Source organism: Rhodococcus sp. MurmanLake-1 (assembly GCF_056945715.1).
In genome coordinates this window covers 1-15,386 of the sequence record NZ_JBWZNF010000029.1, presented here as the reverse complement: position 1 = coordinate 15,386, position 15,386 = coordinate 1, and the positions used below count along the sequence as shown (strand labels likewise).

At 59.2% G+C, this 15,386-nt stretch carries 11 protein-coding genes; 7 read left to right on the top strand and 4 right to left on the bottom strand.

Annotated features, from left to right (window positions below):
- Positions 1–582: 582 nt before the first annotated feature.
- Positions 583–1,572: a polysaccharide deacetylase family protein gene (locus AC2ETI_RS32080; RefSeq protein ID WP_483635008.1), complete on the bottom strand. Its 990-nt coding sequence runs from the start codon at positions 1,570–1,572 to the stop codon at positions 583–585.
- Between the two features lie 858 nt (positions 1,573–2,430).
- Between AC2ETI_RS32080 and AC2ETI_RS32075 the strand changes: the two genes are divergently transcribed.
- Together AC2ETI_RS32075 and AC2ETI_RS32070 are read left to right on the top strand one after the other, a co-directional pair.
- A complete protein-coding gene (locus AC2ETI_RS32075; protein WP_158646685.1) occupies positions 2,431–3,204 on the top strand; it encodes an alpha/beta hydrolase family protein in 774 nt (257 codons plus the stop codon).
- A gap of 706 nt (positions 3,205–3,910) precedes the next feature.
- Positions 3,911–5,062 carry an alkane 1-monooxygenase gene (locus AC2ETI_RS32070; protein ID WP_483635009.1) on the top strand — a complete coding sequence of 384 codons (1,152 nt, stop codon included), beginning with the start codon at positions 3,911–3,913 and terminating at the stop codon, positions 5,060–5,062.
- 53 nt (positions 5,063–5,115) lie between these two features.
- Here the strand turns inward: AC2ETI_RS32070 and AC2ETI_RS32065 are convergent, their stop codons facing one another.
- Entirely contained in the window at positions 5,116–5,358 is a 243-nt protein-coding gene (locus tag AC2ETI_RS32065) for a hypothetical protein (protein WP_054781806.1), read from the bottom strand.
- Between the two features lie 563 nt (positions 5,359–5,921).
- Here AC2ETI_RS32065 and AC2ETI_RS32060 point away from each other — a divergent pair.
- The 3 genes from AC2ETI_RS32060 to AC2ETI_RS32050 all read left to right on the top strand — a co-directional run bounded on the left by AC2ETI_RS32060 (position 5,922) and on the right by AC2ETI_RS32050 (position 10,163).
- A complete protein-coding gene (locus AC2ETI_RS32060) occupies positions 5,922–8,075 on the top strand; it encodes a bifunctional lysylphosphatidylglycerol flippase/synthetase MprF (protein ID WP_483635007.1) in 2,154 nt (717 codons plus the stop codon).
- The gene (locus tag AC2ETI_RS32055; RefSeq protein WP_234552702.1) at positions 8,072–8,836 is read left to right on the top strand and encodes a hypothetical protein; all 765 of its coding nucleotides are present in this window, start codon (positions 8,072–8,074) and stop codon (positions 8,834–8,836) included. Before AC2ETI_RS32060 ends, AC2ETI_RS32055 begins: the two co-directional genes overlap by 4 nt.
- Before the next feature lie 82 nt (positions 8,837–8,918).
- Entirely contained in the window at positions 8,919–10,163 is a 1,245-nt protein-coding gene (locus tag AC2ETI_RS32050; RefSeq protein WP_234552703.1) for a cation:proton antiporter domain-containing protein, read from the top strand.
- 248 nt (positions 10,164–10,411) lie between these two features.
- On the opposite strand, the gene AC2ETI_RS32045 is transcribed toward AC2ETI_RS32050, so the two are convergent.
- Positions 10,412–11,254: a hypothetical protein gene (locus AC2ETI_RS32045; RefSeq protein WP_054781810.1), complete on the bottom strand. Its 843-nt coding sequence runs from the start codon at positions 11,252–11,254 to the stop codon at positions 10,412–10,414.
- A gap of 1,353 nt (positions 11,255–12,607) precedes the next feature.
- Between AC2ETI_RS32045 and AC2ETI_RS32040 the strand changes: the two genes are divergently transcribed.
- Positions 12,608–13,249: a polysaccharide deacetylase family protein gene (locus tag AC2ETI_RS32040; RefSeq protein ID WP_308115603.1), complete on the top strand. Its 642-nt coding sequence runs from the start codon at positions 12,608–12,610 to the stop codon at positions 13,247–13,249.
- Between the two features lie 175 nt (positions 13,250–13,424).
- Entirely contained in the window at positions 13,425–14,456 is a 1,032-nt protein-coding gene (locus tag AC2ETI_RS32035; RefSeq protein ID WP_234552705.1) for a hypothetical protein, read from the top strand.
- Between the two features lie 353 nt (positions 14,457–14,809).
- Here AC2ETI_RS32035 and AC2ETI_RS32030 read toward each other — a convergent pair.
- Positions 14,810–15,386 (bottom strand): 5-methylcytosine restriction system specificity protein McrC (locus tag AC2ETI_RS32030; RefSeq protein WP_483635006.1); only part of this gene is annotated, 577 nt, incomplete at its 5' end.

Genomic DNA, 15,386 nt, shown 5'->3' with positions numbered 1-15,386 from the left:
CCGTTGTCAGCGGGATTCGTACCTGCACCGTGGTTGGGGTTCGTGCAGACCGTGCCCTCACACGGCACCGACTGACTACCACGGGCGGGGACCGTCGCCGGTGTAGGACTCGGCTGGGTTTTAACGCTGGAATTTGCCGTTGGTGTCGAACTGGGTGTTTCTTTCGTCGTGGTTGCGTCATTACACGCTGTTACGCCGAGAGTGAGGGCAAGGATGCAGGCAATTGTCAGTCGTTTCATCGGGTTCCTTTTCGTCGTGTGTCGAGATGGACGTTCAGATGGAGCGAGCGCGGCGAAACATTCTGGGGGAAGAAGGCCTCACTGCGTGCGTCGGCCATTCCCCAGTTCCGTATCACCCATTCCGTCGCCCGGGTCGCCGAACGATGATGTCTTCCGAGGATCGGCGGCGTCTGCTGCTGCTGACAGAATTCAATGTGTCGTCGACAGCCGCACCGCCATGAGAATCGTGACGGGCACTGCGCAAATTTGACGCCGCGTGCCTCACTTGGGGGCTTGGTGAAGTTGAGCGTGGGGTCCGCCGAGATCCATAGGCAAGATTTGTCATCGAGGTTTCGACGCTGCCTCACACTGGTCCGACGGCGGCGGGAGGTAAGTTCTGCCACTGGGTGAGCATCTCCGGGTCCTGCAGCTCCATCCATGCGACCAGATCTGAGTATGTGGAGCAGTGCGTATCCGGCTTTCCGCACGCTTCAGCCATGAAATCTGCTGTTGCCGGGTTGAAGGCGTTTCCGTTCCAGTCGTTGAAGTGGTTGGCGATCACCAAGGGTGCACGGTTGCCCTCATACGCCTGGTCGAACATGTAATCGTATGTCTCTTTGGTTATCTCATGTGCGCGCCGCGTCGTTGCGGGATCATTCTTGGCGCCGTTGAGGGTGTACCAGAAGTTGTAGTCAAGCGCGGTCTGGTGCTTACCGAGCGGCGGCGAATACACGTAGGGGATGGGAAATTCCCATATTCCCTCGATCTTGTGCGGCCACGAGATTCCCGCGTGGGAAGCGGGTTGAGAAGAGTCCCACGTCATCCCGAACTCGTGCCATGCCGGAATCATTTGATTCAACTTGCCTTCCAGGCACTGCGTACGACCGCCCTTCACTTCCTCTGGACCGAATAGCAGGTCAGCGCCGCCGGTGATGTCATTGTTCTCACGCCAGTTGGCCATCAATGTGAAGAACTGATTCAGCTCGTGTGTCCAGTCGGTCGTCGTCCACTGATCACCGTGAGAGCCTGCGCCCTTGCAGAAGTGCCCGACGTAATGAGTACCCATCTCGTGGCCTGCGAGCCATGTTCGGTTGAGGTAGTCGATCTGGTCCAGCACGTCCTGCGATTTTCCGCCGAATGCGATTGCCGCCTTGCCCGGCGCATGACCAGGCCCTTGATAGTGGTGTGCGTTGTCATCGGTGAGGAAGTAGAGGCCAGTCATCAGCGCGGAGAACCGCGCGTCTACGCGCTCCGCCGTTTCGAGAAACATGTCCCAGTTCGGCGTCAAGCCGACGCCGTCGAAGGAAAAGAGGATGAACTGTGGTGGTCGTTGTCCGGGCCCCAGTTTTGTCATCGGCACGTTGGACTCGGCCCGCACCAGCTGCGCCGGAGGCGGAGGAGGCAATGGTTCATCGGCATCTTGTGCAACTTCGTGGTCGAGTGAGCTTTCGCTAACCGCAACGGGACGACCTTGGTCGATTCGAGTGCATCCGACAATCGCAACCACAATCGTGGTGAACAATATCGAGTATCGAATACTCGGGGTCACAGTAAAACCCTCCCAGATTCTGCTGAAGGCGATTGCGTTGCTCTTGCAACGAATTCGAATGGTCACAATATGCAAATCGAACTGACAACAAAGTTTGTCCGCGTTCGCTGCCAGCCTGCGAGGGGTATGGAAGCGACGACAATTTCAGTGCTACAAACGAACAATTAGCTGCGAACGCTTGCTCCTGACTGTTGGCAGCATAACGAATTATCACTGCGCCTCGGCCTCGCCAAAATCGCCAACCTACGCCCAAACGTGATGTCACCCACAGTTAGCTGACTGGTCGAGGTTGCCCCACACCGAAGCACGCAGCTCACGACCGTTTCACTCGAATAAGACAAACCGCACTTGTGGTACGCCTGAAATTTCTTGTCGATTTCCGGCTAACTCTCAGTTCTCACCTAGCGATGAACACTTGTAGTCTCATGAAAAAGATAGTGGATTTTCATTGTTCAGCAGCAGGTCGATACGTCGATACACGGATGACGTCAGGCGTGGAAAGGTGCGTCGGTGCACACGTTTTTCACAAAACCAGCAACGGTATTGGTTGCCGTCCTGGCGATCGCCGCTGTGTGCGTAACGGCGTGCTCATTTGCCCCCGTCTCACGGGGGTCCGGCGATGAAGCGCGTTCCTCCTCACCTCTACCTCCTGATTACATATCCATGCGAATCGCGTACGGGGAGGATCCGGATAACTTCGGTGTGCTGCATCTTCCCGATAGGCCAGGGCCGCACCCGGTTGTCGTGATGGTGCACGGAGGCGGCTGGCTCGAGAATCACGACCTGTCCTACTTCGAACCGCTCGCACGTTCTCTCACCGACGCAGGGGTGGCGGTATGGAACATCGAGTATCGGCGGGTCGGTGGATCCGGTGGTTGGCCCACAACACTGGCGGATGTCGATGATGCGACAGAAGCGTTGGCGACGGTTGTGCAGAAGGAAGCGCCAGCACAGCTCGACCTCGATCGAGTACACCTCGCCGGCCACTCAGCTGGAGGTCACCTCGCTGCGTGGATCGCCGGCAGGCACACCCTATCCTCCGACGCACCAGGCGGACAGCCGAAAGTCATGCCCCGCAGCGCAACGATCATGGCCGGAGTCTTCGACTTGTCGCTAGCGGCAACCGCTGGACATGACGGATTCGTTCGCCAACTACTTGACGGGTTGCCTCAAGAACACCCTGATCGATATGAGATGGCTTCTCCCATCAACCATTTACCGATCGGATTACCCGTCACGGCGCTCCACGGCAGCGCAGACGAAACAGTCGACCCTGTGCAGTCACGCAGTTACACCGAAGCTGCGAATTCGGCAGGAGACCCCGCCGAGCTTCGCATGATCGATGGAGTAGGACACGGCGACTTCGGAAACGTGGATTCCCCGGCTTGGGCTCTTGCGAAGCGAACCATCCTCGAGTACGTGGCGGACGACAGCTGACAAGGCTAATTCTTCACTCTCACAGACACTCCGAATCGTCAACCGAAAGCTTCTACTCATGTTGAGAAGTCGAATACCTGGCTACGCAGTGGTGGCACTCGCGACGGCGATGGCTGTGGGGTTCCGGTCTTTCGATACACACACCCCCGAACATCAGCACGGGCATGACCCAGTTGAAATCGACGCCCGCACAGCGGATATCCCCTCCGCTGCGCCTGCCGGGGAATCCTGCGATCTTGCAAGAGACGCAAACGGGGTTTCGTCGAGAGTTCGTATTCTCGTCGGCAACGTGGATTGCCCCAACGCTCTTCGCATCAGCGCGCGATACATCGAAACGACCAGCGTGAACCCCACTAGCCACGGACGACTCGCATCGCTCGATGACTGGGTGTGCAGCTCCCTGTATGTCGACAGCCGAGGCACCAACCCTTTTCTCCAGTGCACCGATTTCGCCCGAAACTCCTTCGCCATAGAGGCATTCGAGTCGCAGTAAAGCGTATCGACGCATCCCGCGCGTCTCCAACACTTCCGAGTCCCCGACCTCGGAGGCTGAAGCCGGTTCAACCCCTAGACCCCGGCTTCAGCGGTTTCCCGGCTGCTTCTGGGCGGCCGGGAAACCACCCTGACACTCCGCCCGTGTGCACATCCACGGGTATGAAATGCTCGCGCCACACGGCGTGTGAAGAAGGAAGACATGCCGAACCCGATGTCCCCGAACATAGCCGGACCCGCGCCTGACCGACACTCACCGGTCGAAGCCGAAAACCCGCGCTGGCACGACCGCAAAAGGTACCTGTGGCCGCTCGGATTGCTGATTCCACTCAGCCCGTTCATCTCCTGGTTTCTCGTCGACAACCTTCGTCTCGGATTGTTCTGGGCGACCGGCGCGTGGCTGCTGGTCATCGTCATCCCGATCATCGACATGTTGGCTGGTGAAGACGGCGAAAGTCCGCCGGACGATGCGATCCCACGACTGCAGAAGGACCGCTACTACCGCTGGTGCACTTACGCGTTCCTCCCCTTGCAATACGCCGGTCTGGTCTTCGCCTGCTGGTGCTGGATCAACGCTCCGATGGGAATCGCGGAGAAGATCGCGATGTCGTTCACGGTGGGCGTCGTCGCCGGCGTCGGTATCAACGCGGCCCACGAGCTCGGCCACAAGAGCGAGAAGAGCGAACAGTGGCTCGCGAAAGTGGCGCTTGCGCAATCTCTCTACGGGCACTTCTACGTGGAACACAATTTCGGCCACCATGTGCGTGTAGCTACTCCGCAGGACCCGGCCAGCTCACGGTTCGGTGAGAGCTTCTGGAGGTTCTTGCCACGAAGTGTGTTCGGCGGGCTGCGTTCGGCATGGCGCATCGAGAGCGCTCGACTCCAGAGGAAAGGCAAACGAACCTGGAGCTTCGAGAACAATATTCTCAACGCTTGGGCGATGAGTGTTGTCCTCTTCGCGACGCTGATCGGTATCTTCGGTTGGGAGGTCGCGCCATGGCTCCTGCTGCAGGCAGTCGCCGGATTCACCTTCCTCGAAGCCGCGAACTACCTCGAGCATTACGGCCTGCTGCGTGGCAAGCGTGCTGACGGCTCGTACGTTCGCGCCAGCCCCGCTGACAGTTGGAACAGCGATCACGTCGTGAGCAATCTGTTTCTCTACCAACTGCAGCGGCACAGCGATCACCACGCCAACCCGAAGCTGCGGTACCAAAGTCTGCGTAGCGCGGCCGAAGCGCCGCAACTTCCGGCCGGCTACGCAGTGATGATCGTGATCGCGTGGATACCGCCGCTGTGGCGCCGGGTGATGGATCAGAGATTGTTGGACTACTACGACGGCGACACAGAACGAATCAACGTCGGCTGATTCGCAATTGCAGTCGACTAGGTAACGCACGCAATGATCTCTGGCAGCGGGACCTACGTACGAGCGATGGACTTCGACAACGACTCGATCTTTGCGACTCGGGCTTCCAGATTCGCCAAAGCGACGACAAGCCCAGGAATGATGGCTTCCACCAAACTGACGTCAGAATTTTCGGTAATCAACTCGAGCGCTCGGTCCCTCGCTTTGCGGACGGCAACCGCGGAGTCCGGAAGAGGCCATCCCATCACCGCTTCGGTCATGCTCTCGACATACTCGGCATCGTTCACAGCAGCCATCCTTCTTCCCTACACAGAACCGCAGCATTCCGCACAACCCATAGAGTGACCGCCCTGTGGTGAGGTTTCGCGTGATACTGACCCCTCGCAGTGATTTTACGAAACGACCGACACGCGAACGGTTCTCATTGACTATCCACCGTCGCATCACTTTGTCGGACGTCACAGGAATCAGCTTATTCGATTAACTCTCGATGCACGTACTCAGCGAGGCCTCCATGCGATACGCGTCGACTGATGTCATCAGTTATCTGAGCCTACTCACAGTTTCGACGGGGGGCGATCAGATCCGAGCCGCATCGTTCAACAAGCAATACGCGTGAAATCACAAGTTCTGTTTGTCGTTTCGATGGACATTCCTGCCGTAGCCACCAGACGCAGCGCTCTCGAATTTTCGATGTAACCTTCCGAGTCGGAGAGTTCGTTCTGCTGCTACGAATTCGTGTATGCGTGTTAGTTAGCGCGCCCGATCCTGACCGTTCTCTCCACCACGCGAATCCCCGCATCGAACGCTGCATCCACGATGCGGCATCGCACCACGGATTCCCCGACGAAGGAATGGCATGAGTAGTGAAGTACGCACCTCTGAACCTGCCTCTGCACAGGAGCCTGCTGCGCCTCTGTCTGCCGCAACGCCTAAGGACGATCACGCGGTGCAGGCACTCCGCCGGGTAGTGCTGCGCTTCCCCCTGACTTTCGCTGTGGTCTGCGCGCTTTTGGTGATCGGTGTTGTGTCCCAGGGTTTGTGGAGGTCCGTCGAGGATGCTTCGTGGTTCGACTCGGTCGCCTACGGCGTGCCTGCCTTTCAGGAAGGTCGCTGGTGGACAGTTCTTCTCGGACCGTGGTTCGGGCTGACCCCGGCCCAGAACATTTCTCTCATTCTTCTGGTCGGAGTGGGTCTCGGAGTTGGCGAATGGCGGCTCGGTTCCCGAAGGACGGCGCTGACAGCCGCGGCTGGGCAGTTGGTCGGCGTCCTCGGAACGTGTGCATTTCTCGCGCTCGGTAGGTCAGTGGAGTGGGAATGGGCCGCCAAGGTGGCCGAGGCCTTAGACGTGGGATGCACAACTGCAGTGGTGGCGGTTCTGGCTGCATCGACGGCTACGGTCAAGTCGCCGTGGCGATTACGCACGAGAATACTGCTGTGCAGCTATGTCATCGTCTCCTTTCTGTTCTTGGGTCGTTTTGCCGATCTGACGCATCTCTTCGCCTTCGCGACGTTTCTGCTCGCTGGTGAGAAGTGGTTCTCGCGCAGCGAGCGCGGTGTTCGCCCCCGGACCCGCCGGGAAGCGCGGCTGGTAGCGGCATTTGGTGTGTGGCTGATCGCAGTCGTGCACATCGTGGTGTATTTCTTCCCCGGCAGTGGTCCTTTCGGACCCACATCTGCACACCAGGCATCGGCATGGTCGACCGTGTTCTCAGTGGTGGTGGCGGGTGTGCTGGGGGAGTTTCTACGCCGCGGCCGCCGATGGGCTTGGCGCCTGACCGTGTTCTATGCGATCTCCGCTGCGGTGCTCACCCTGGTGGTTCTGATTCTCGTTGTAGTCAACGATTTCGAGAGCGTCGGGGCAGTCACGGCCGGTACCGGGCTGCTCTGGGCTGGTGAGGCCGTACTGCTGATCGCAGGTCGGAGCGCCTTCACCGTGCCGTGGCGACGACGAGTCGACGGCGCACGGGACTCGGGCGGCGACGTGATCGAAGATGTCAAGTCTTCGATACGCCGGCACGGCGGAAGCACGATGTCATGGATGATCACCTGGGACGGAATGAATTACTACTTCGGGGCCCAGAACAACGGGGTGATCGGCTACCGACGCCATGCCGGGACGATCATCGCTCTGGCGGACCCGGTCTCCTCCGATGTGGAGCAATCCGCGTTGATTGGGGACTTCGTTCGCTTTTGCGAGTCCCAGGGGACGACGCCGTGTTTCTTCTCTGTGTCCGCCGCTGTCGCTGATCACGTCCAGGAATTGGGTTGGCAGGTACTCCAGATCGCGGAAGACACCATCATCGATTTGCCGGACTTACAGCTCAAAGGCAAGAAATGGCAAAATGTTCGATCCGCACTCAACAAGGCGGAGAAAGCAGGCACGTCCTTCGTCGTCGGCAAGCTCGGTGAACAGTCCGATCAATTGCGGACGCAGGTCCGTGAGATCTCCGAACAGTGGGTCGGCGAGAAAGAGTTACCCGAGATGGGGTTCACTCTCGGAACCGTGGAAGATGCGCTCGACCCGGATGTGCGCATCGCGCTCGCCGTTGATTCCTTCGGAATTGTCCAGGCAGTACTGTCGTGGCTGCCTGTGTACGGCGCGCAAGGATTCGTCCGCGGATGGACTCTTGATGTCATGCGCAAACGAAGCGGGCCGGGCGCGAACAACATGATCGAATTCTTGATCGCCCGCTCGGCTCTGTCATTCAAAGACGAAGGAGCTCAGTTCGTTTCACTTTCCGGCGCGCCGTTGGCCCGAGCAACTGGCGATTCCGACATTCATGGACTCGACAGGGGGTTGGACATGCTCGGACAAGCCCTCGAACCGTTCTACGGATTCCGCTCGCTTCACCAGTTCAAGGCAAAATTCAACCCTCGGTTCGAACCGGTCTTCCTGTGCTTCCGTGATGAGGCCGACCTGCCTCGCATCGGTCTGGCCATTTCCCGCGCATACCTACCGACCGCGACACCGCGACAACTCATCGCTCTGATGCGGAGCACTGGAGAATGACCGATTGGTTCACGACAGCGATTGTCGGTCCAGGCCGACTTCCGCTGTTCTTCATGATGCTCGCATTCGCCACTGCGTTTGCGTTCATCCGGATCAGCACCCGAATGATCCGCGCGGACGTGTCGTGGTGGCCTGGAAACGTCACTCCTGGTGGTCTCCACATTCATCATGTGGTGTTCGGTTTGGTCATGATGCTCGTGTCCGGCTTCGGATTCATCGCGCTCGCCAACTATCACACGCCGGCGACGAACTGCGTGCTGGCAGCAGTCTTCGGTGTCGGTGCGGCGCTGGTACTCGATGAATTTGCCCTTGTCTTGCACCTTCGGGATGTGTACTGGACCGAGGAAGGTCGCACGAGTATCGATGCAGTCTTCGTCGCGTTCGCCATTACCGTCCTGTTCGTTCTGGGTGTGCATCCACTCGGGTTCAGCGGCGCCGACGTCGACACAGACGATGCGGCAACGACGATCGCGAGCATCGTGCTCCTCGTCGTTCAGTACGGCCTCGCGACGATCGTGTTGCTCAAAGGAAAGATTTGGACCGGCCTGTTCGGGCTGTTCTTTCCTCCTCTTCTCGTCGTCGGCGCCGTCCGCTTGGGACGCCCCCGCTCCCCTTGGGCACGGTGGCGATACGGTTCTCGGCCAGAGAAGATGCGCAGCGCGAATCGCCGAGAGGACACACTGCGCGGTCCTGCCAATCGCGCGAAAATACGAGTCCAGGAAGCTCTGGCCGGTCGATTCGACGGCGATTCGACATCATGATCAGCGATGTAGGTATTCCCGACCGCGGCGGTGCGGAACATTCCCGGTGCAGCTTCGGCCACGGCACGAAAAGGGTTGATTGGTGAGCATTTTCATCGTGGCCGGGCTGTTTGTCGGTGTGATCGTCACCGTGACCTCAGGGTTGATCGCTCGATTGCGGCTCGCGAGCCCCTTGGCGATGGTGATCGCCGGGATCGGGGTTTCGGCGCTGATGGACGAAGACCTCACCAACCTGCTGTACGAGCAGTCCACCGAGCGTGCGGTTGAGTTGATTCTCGCGCTGCTGTTGTTCGTGGACGCCACCGAGGTGAAGAAGGGATTGTTCGGTGGTGAGCCGGCCGTCGCAGCACGATTGCTCCTCATTGCTCTTCCTTTGTCCTTGCTGAGTGCCGTGGCGTTGGGCATCTTCCTCTTGCCGGCGACATCTCTCGCGGTGCTGGTCGTCATCGCGTGCGTCGTAGTGCCGACCGATCTCGCACCGGCTGCGCAGTTGCTGCACGATCGTCGAATTCCTGCACGCGTACGACGTATCCTCAACGTCGAAAGTGGTTACAACGACGGGATAGTCGCACCGATTTTCGTCGTAGCGTTAGCGTTGGTCGGCGACCATCACACCGAGGACGGTGTCTGGAACGCGATCGCCGACGGCGTCGAATCGACGTTGATCGCCGGCGCAGTCGGGATCGCTGTCGGTTTCGGTGGCGCACGGCTGACACGGTGGGCGAAGGACCGTGCTCTGACAACTTCGCAAGGTATGCGGATCGGTGTCGTCCTGCTTCCGGTGCTCGCCTACAGCGGTGCCACCGTCTCCTCGGCCAACGGCTTCATCGCCGCTTTTGTCTGCGGCGTCACTTTCCACGCCGCACGCAATTCCAAGACGATCGATGCCTCGGAACTCGAGTTGGCCGAGGACGTGGCAACGCTGAGCAGCATGGCTATGTGGTTCCTTTTCGGAGCGACAGTGTCCTACTTGGTGGCAATCGGTTTACCGGGATGGCAGGAGTTCGTCTTCGTACTCGCAGCGTTGACGATCATCAGGGCAGTTCCTGTAGCCCTGTCGCTGATCGGTTCAGATCTGTCGAGGCCAGACCGGCAGGCGATCGCACTGCTGGGGCCCCGCGGCACCGCTTCCATCATCTTCGGACTACTCGCATGGCGCGGGATTACCGCCATCAACGAAAACAGCGACCTCGAACTCGATGAAGCATCACTCGTCCTCTACGTGATGGTTGCGACCGTATTGGGAAGCGTTCTTGTGCACGGGTTTACCGCCGAGCGGGTTGGTGCGCGCTACGCTCGCCGCGCAAGAGGTACGGAGAAACACTAGCTGGATCTCGCTTCGAACCTCTCACCTGCTCACTTGGATGAAGCGCCCGAAACCCGATGTTTCTCCGGCCACATCAACTTGGGGCGGACCGACGCGAAATGCCTCCAGCGAGTCATGGAAAGGAGTCACTGGAGGCATTCAACCGCGGCCACATGCAGCGACGGAAAGGCACACGACCTGAACATCACTGCCTCATACACCTAGCGTGCGTTCTTCGCCGACCCGCCGCGGGTCAAATTTCGCTTCAATTAACTCGCGCGGAGCGCGATCTGGAGCGCATCTTTGACACAAATGGACGGAACGACTGCGTCGGGTTGCGCTTCGCAGGCCCAGCCGTCGACGGAGACGACATCCGACGGCGCCACGGTCGTGGCATAGGTGGTGGCGACAGTGATCGCCTCAGTACATCCAACTCGACCTGCCGCGGTTCCGACAGCGATGACGTGCCGAGTGCTACCACCGGCATCGGTCACCGGGCCGCAGTTGACGTCGGCGACCGCAGCAGCCGGCGCCGGAGCCGACGGTTCGGTCAACCCGGCAGACTGCGGCGTCCTGGCAGGATCAGGCAAGTGGATCGGTGTGGGTGCGGGAGCAGGCAGCGTGGCCGGCGCCGCTGCACCGCGTAGGCCGACGATGACGCCGTTGTTGGAACACACGTGTGGGATCGTGGTGTCGGGCTGCGGTTCACAGGTCCATCCGTCAACCGTCGCAGCGTCCCCTGTACGCGGAATTCCGATGTAGTCACTTGTCACCGTAATCGCATCGCTACACCCCGCCCGCCCCGCTGCCGTCGCGAAAGCTATGACATTCGCACTCGCACCGTTGGTACCCGTAATCTGCCCACAGTCGAGGTCGGACAGGGCCGCAGGGGCGGCCGCTGCCGGGTGAGTCGGACTCGGACTCGGCAAAGGCGCCGCGCTCGTCCCGACCAATTTCGTTGCAGGAGCGGACGTAGTGGAGGTCACCGAACTCGATGCCGATCCGGTCGATTGAGCATTGGGCGTTGTGGAATTGTCGCTGTTTCCACATCCGCTCAGTCCGATGGATACAAGAGCTGCGGCAGCGACAGCGGCACCGTGAGCGAGTTTCATTGTCTTTCTCCTGTTTTCGAGCCCACCCGTGACACCTGAGATGTCACGGGTCGGCAGGGGGCTAATTCGACGGCTGAACACACGGCAAAGCTGTTGAGCTGGAAGACTCGACGCTTCTCGCAGCGCATCTACAGCGCACTGAGACTTCCTGGAATGAACTTTGGCAGTCCAATCTGGCGGTGTCAGCCATATCGGGCTCTCTCTTCGTCCCCGCCCCGAGCAAAGGGCCTCACAGCCCAAACCGCAGAGTTAAGGGGCAATCGAAAGACACAGACACGATTCCTCGAATGGATCGATTCGCCCGATATCGTCATCCGCCAAGCATAGATCACGATGCAATTATGCAGATAATTCTCACCCCTTCTGCGTGCGCAGCGGTATTTCAATCCGAATCAGCAACTATCACCCAATTTTGTTAACAAACAAATACTATTTGTAGTATAACGAGCGCGGGCCTGGATACGAAGAACACACGCACACCTCGTCGCTACATCACACACTTCATTGACAACCGAATTGGGCGCACGCACAAAATGTATTTGTAACCCCAGTTCAGGGCCTTACACACTCATCTACAGGCACAGTTGGGGGGTGAACAGCAGTCCGTCGAACTCCCCAGGCGCTCATCCGGAACGTGTGGAAAGGAATCGCCACCGCGTCATAACTCAGACGAATGCAGCTAATTGGTTTGCACAAATGGCAGACTCTGACCGTGCCGATAACTTCGCACTGCGCACCGCCGTCGACAGCACCACATCGATACGAAGTCAGCTCCTCGTTAGGATTCACTCAAGATAGTTCAATCCCGAAGTTTCGATGGCCGCCTACCCACGGTATCGCTACATGCAGTCGATCGAGGTGGAAACTTCTATCGGATGACTGCACGCACAGAGTTTTCTTGACGGAAGGGCGCAATATGGTCCGCGATACCACTGCGACAACATCAGGGGCGACCCTTCTGCAAGTTTCTTGCGCTTACGGCCGCTACTCCTCGAACCACAACGCTGCAACCGAAACGGCCGTCATTTCCGGGACGATCAGCACACTCCCCCGCGGCGATTCACCCGAAGTGGCGGTGCCGAAAGATTTGTACATCTGCGAAGGCGAGAACCAGTGATGCCCCTCCATCGACCGAGATCATCTCGCGAGCTCGACCGACGTAGATTTCTCGCCTTGGCTGCCCTGGGAATTCCCACAGCCGTCGTGGCATGCGCGAATCCTCCAACTCAGATAGCGGCAACAACAGAAAGCCAAGCACTTCCCTCATCGGCAGCGACCCCACCAGAAAGTGCACCCGCGTCTCATAGCCAGTGGGATCGAGCGCCCTCTCGGTGGGGAACAGACTTGCCCGGCGTGCAGACCCTCGTTCCAACCACTTTCGAAAAGCGCACCATGGCATTGACATTCGATATCTGTGGAGGCCCCGGAGGCTCGGCGCTCGACCGACCGTTGATCGCTACGCTCCGCGACTTTGCAGTTCCCTCGACACTGTTCCTCAACGAACGGTGGCTTCACACCAACCCACGCGAAGCAGCCGAGTTACGAGAAGATCCACTCTTCCGAATCGAGAACCACGGCTCACTCCACGTACCGCTGTCCGTTACCGGCCGTCCTGCGTACGGCATCGGGGGAACGTCTGCCCCCTCTGCTGTCGTCCACGAAATCGACAGCAACCGCCAATTGCTCAGCAGTGCGCTAGGAGTCGACAGTCGATGGTTCAGAGCAGGCACAGCGCACTACGACGATGTCGCTATCGCAATCGCACACGACCTCGGAGTACGGATCGCAGGTTTCGCCGTCAATGCTGATGCGGGCGCGACAGCGTCAGCAGGAACCGTCTCCCGACAACTGCAGACAGCACCAGATGGTGCGATAGTTCTCGCCCACGCGAATCAGCCCCACTCCGCAACAGCGGCGGGAGTGAGGTCTGCACTGTCCGTCCTCACCGCTGATGGCTGCCGCTTCGTCCACCTCGATGACACGGATGCGCTATGACTGACCCCCACCAAGGACCAGACCAGCTCAGCTCCAACGCGCGCAGCCACCCGAATACCCTGAATGCGTTGAGCATTGATACTAAACCGCCACAGCGTCAATCACCACAAAGCGATGCAATCGCATGAACCCCGGCGGACTCACACATAGTGCAGCAGTTCGTGAGCATCCTTGGGTGCGAAATATTCAGGGCACAGGGTCTGTCGAGACCTTTCTCCTGGTATCGATTTCGACCATCCTGATCACCCGCGGCTACCTAGAAATCACCGACTACCCCCAGGTAGGAGGGCGGACCCTGCACATCGCTCATGCCCTCTACGGAGCAGCAGCAATGGTCATCGCCTTGGTGACCACGTGGATGTTCATCGGGAACCGCGTAGCCAGGCGCGCGACCGTCATCGGAGGAATAGGATTTGGTCTGTTCCTCGACGAAGTCGGCAAGTTCGTCACGGTGGACAACGACTACTTTTACGGCCCCTCTGCCGAAATCATGTACGTCACAGTCCTTGCCCTCTTGGTGTTCACGAAGATCCTGCGAAACGCTCGACCCCTGACCGCCCACGAATACACCTGCAACGCTGCTCGAATCGCAGCGAACGGATTGGCGCACGGACTAACAGAGAAAGACAAAAACGCTGCCCTCGAGATGCTCGACATCGCAGCAAGCCAGAATGCCGATCACAACACTGTCGACGCTCTTCGGCAGTTAGTCCTCGACGCACCCAGAACGGAAGACACGTTCGGACGATTCACACAAAGCCGAACGGCTATTTGGCTTCGTCGACGCCTGGCCCCACGATGGATTCCCATCGTCGTCGGATATGTGCTCGCAGCCTTCGCACTCCTCGGCATCGTTGTTGGCATCATCCAAATCACTCTTGGTGGAGTGGAATTCGAAGACGATTCAGGACAGATCACCATCAGCCAGATGGGTCCTGCGAGCGCACTCCTGTTTGCAAGCGCGGTCTTGACCCTCCTCATCGTTGCGCCCTCAATCGTCGGAATTCGACAATCCGACCGACGGTGGCCGCACGTCGGGCTACGCCTTGCAGCTCTGACATTCACAGGACTGAACGCCTTAGCTCATTTCGCAACAGAAGGTTTCGGAGGGATTGTAGGAATCGTATTCGGAGCACTCGCACTGTTTCTCCTCAGCCAGCACACTGCACCACACACCAAAGAATTACCCAACCCCGTGCTGGCCTAAGTCCAGTCGAGAAGCAACCAAACGTGCAAGGTCAGGTCGAGGCGTGGCCGTAGGTGGTGGTGCCTGGAATCGACGATTGTCGACATCCATTGAACGACGCGGCGATTCTCGTGTGAGCATTGTTGATGCGTCCACGCCAGCGAACCGTCAGCTTGGTCAAGCGCCGGTGGAGCACGTACCGCATAGCGCGATGAGAGTAGGCGGGCGCTGAAAACCGCTCAGCGTGCCTTAATGCTCGCCACTCGTCGAGCAAGCGCCCTGCCCTGACCGCCCCAGAGCAAGACCAACAGGAGCCGTTCCAGACCGCGACAAGCCATTGCGCCATCCGTCCGATGCTGCTTGCCTTGCAACGACTACGAGCCGTGTCCGACCACCGAGAATTCATCACCGTGCCGAGCCCTCATAGCCTCGACGAGCACGTCGATCAAGGCCAGCAGCTCCGCTGGCGGCGTGGTCAGGTCGAGGGCGTGGCAGTAGATGGTGATGTCGGCGCCGACAATGTCGACGGCATGGGAGGCGGTGTCGCCTTTCGCGTAGATCAGGTGACCTTCGCGTAGTCCGAGAGCGGTGCAGTACGCGGTCAGTTGGTACATGTCGGCGTTCGGGCCGGTCTTGCCGGCCGCGGTTGTTTTGTACTTGGCGTCGATCACTGCCACGGGCTTGTCGTCGTTGTCGTACCAGGTCAGGTCAGGTTCGATCGTGACGGTGCGGCCGTGATCGAGATACCGCGTCGGGCCGGATCCGGGGCGCACTCCGGTGCCGCCGCGGCGGGCGATCGCAGCAGCGGTGGTGGTCATCAGGAAATCCTCGAACACTTTCCACATGTCGAGGACGAAGCCTCGCACGACGACGTCCCCGATGCGGTGCTCGATGGACCGATGCTCGGTGATCAACTCCGACAACTGCAATGCCCAGTGGTAGCGCTCGTTC